Source organism: Mesorhizobium sp. M0848 (genome assembly GCF_040319805.1).
Classification (GTDB): Bacteria; Pseudomonadota; Alphaproteobacteria; order Rhizobiales; family Rhizobiaceae; genus Mesorhizobium.
Genome location: NZ_JAMYOM010000089.1, coordinates 1 through 567, shown reverse-complemented (window position 1 = coordinate 567; position 567 = coordinate 1). Strand labels below are relative to the sequence as shown.

Genomic DNA, 567 nt, shown 5'->3' with positions numbered 1-567 from the left:
GATGTAACCATGAGATGTTCTTTCACTGTGTAGAGAGTGGATTGAGCGACCGAAGGCGTTCCACGCATATCGGCCAGATGGCGATGCGGATCACAGCACTTCGGCGAGGAAGTGCTTCAAGCGCGCGCTTTTGGGAGTGTCGAAGATCGCAGCGGGCGTGCCGGCCTCGATGACACGGCCCTCATCCATGAAGATGACCTGATCGGCGACCTTGCGGGCAAAACCCATTTCATGGGTCACCACGACCATTGTCATGCCACGTCGGCCGAGGTCAGCCATCAGGTTGAGAACGCCCTTCACCAGTTCCGGATCGAGAGCGCTCGTCACCTCGTCGAACAGGATCACCTCAGGGTCCATTGCCAGTGCACGGGCGATTGCCACCCGCTGCTGCTGGCCACCGGAAAGACTGCCGGGACGATGGTGTTTGCGTGCGGCAAGGCCAACATCGGCGAGGCGCGCCTCGGCGATGCGCTCGGCTTCCCGCACCGGAAGGCCCTTGACCTTGGTCAGCGACAGCATGACGTTTTCCAGGGCTGTGTGGTCGGGAAACAGGTTGAACTGCTGGAA

Annotated in this window: 1 protein-coding gene; it reads right to left on the bottom strand. The window is 60.5% G+C overall.

The window, feature by feature from the left end; all coding sequences use genetic code 11:
• Positions 1-90: 90 nt before the first annotated feature.
• The coding region (locus NKH95_RS33405; RefSeq protein ID WP_352761826.1) for an amino acid ABC transporter ATP-binding protein at positions 91-567 on the bottom strand (477 nt) is incomplete at its 5' end.